Origin of the sequence: Thiolapillus sp. (genome assembly GCF_048562965.1) — a bacterium.
In the GTDB taxonomy this organism is placed as follows: domain Bacteria; phylum Pseudomonadota; class Gammaproteobacteria; order Chromatiales; family Chromatiaceae; genus Thiolapillus; species Thiolapillus brandeum_A.
The window spans coordinates 1-1,223 of record NZ_JBHNMF010000858.1 but is presented as its reverse complement, the minus strand read 5'-3'; the positions used below and the strand labels follow the sequence as shown (position 1 = coordinate 1,223).

Annotated in this window: 1 protein-coding gene; it reads right to left on the bottom strand. The window is 54.0% G+C overall.

Annotation, left to right across the window (positions count from 1 at the left end; all coding sequences use genetic code 11):
* Positions 1–115 precede the first annotated feature (115 nt).
* Positions 116–913 (bottom strand): GGDEF domain-containing protein, encoded by a 798-nt coding sequence (locus tag ACOCD2_RS20665; RefSeq protein ID WP_293653327.1) that lies wholly within the window; start codon positions 911–913, stop codon positions 116–118.
* Between the last annotated feature and the right edge of the window lie 310 nt (positions 914–1,223).

The window sequence follows — 1,223 nt, the reverse complement described above, 5'->3', positions numbered from 1 at the left end:
AAGCAGCTTTGGATGAGAATTTTGCCAGGGTTTGCCCCAAACCCGGCAATCCCCCCGGAAATTCTCTGGTCACTGTGCTGCTGCGCATGGTGGCTTGAATAATTTCTGGGAAACTTCAGTTCTTGAAGTAATCCACATCGGAAATGATCATGGCCAGTTGCCGGGACGCCCTTCCCGCTTCTTCCAGCATAGCCTGTCCATGCCTGTAGAAAGCCCTCCGGTTGTTCAGCCCGGTGAGCGAATACTTCAGCGCCCGCTGTTCGGCAGCAACCCGCGCATCCTCGAGTTCATAGCCCAGCCTGAAGCTGCGGTCCATGGTGGCGGAAAGCACCTGGCCGGCTCGAATGGTCGTCACCAGAAACAGCAGCGTTCCCAGCGACAGCGCCGTGGAAATGACCGTCCCTTTGAACAGGAACCAGGTGGCTATGGGCAGAAGAATGCTGCCAATGGTAGCCAGCAGCATCGTCCTGTGGGCCGAGTACACGGAGATGGCGCCTCCGGACATACCTAACAGGAAAAGATAGATGACGACCTGCTGCAGCTCCGAATCTCTGGGCAGAATGATCACCACTCCCAGCCCCCAGATCAGCGAAGAAGCCAGCAGTGTCAGGAAGTACGGCTTTTCCCAGGCGAGTAGCGCCTCGCCCTCAGGCTTGATTTTCCAGTAGCGGACAAACAGACCAAACCGGACAAGGGAAGAAAGCAGCAGAGCGGAAAACCAGGCAAGCAGAATATACTTGTCCTGTACTGGCCAGAGCACGACACACACCAGAACAGCAGTAAACAGACTGGCGAAAATAGCGGGAAAGGACTGCTGATACAGCAGGCGCAGCTTTTCTGACTGCGCCAGTCTGTCCAGGCGCGATTCTTTGTCATGTTCTGCCGAAATACCTGCGCCCCCCAATAACTGCAATGCATTGCCCGCCAACACCGGTACTAATATTTATTAGTGGATCATAATAACACTTTGCGCTACGCCATATTGATCCCGGTGTTCCATACGCCAACCCGTTCCTCTTTCATCATGCGTTGCCTCACTCACTGCACAGGTGATTCATCCTCCCTCCCCAAAAGGCCAGGACCAGTCATCTATCAAGGTAAGTCATTGAAAACGGACCAGTGCTAATCCGTGAAAATGGCTGCGGCACGGAAGCCGCAGCCAAGTCTACATGGATGTATTTACGGCGTTTTTCACGGAATGCTGTTGGTGGCGTCATAGTTAG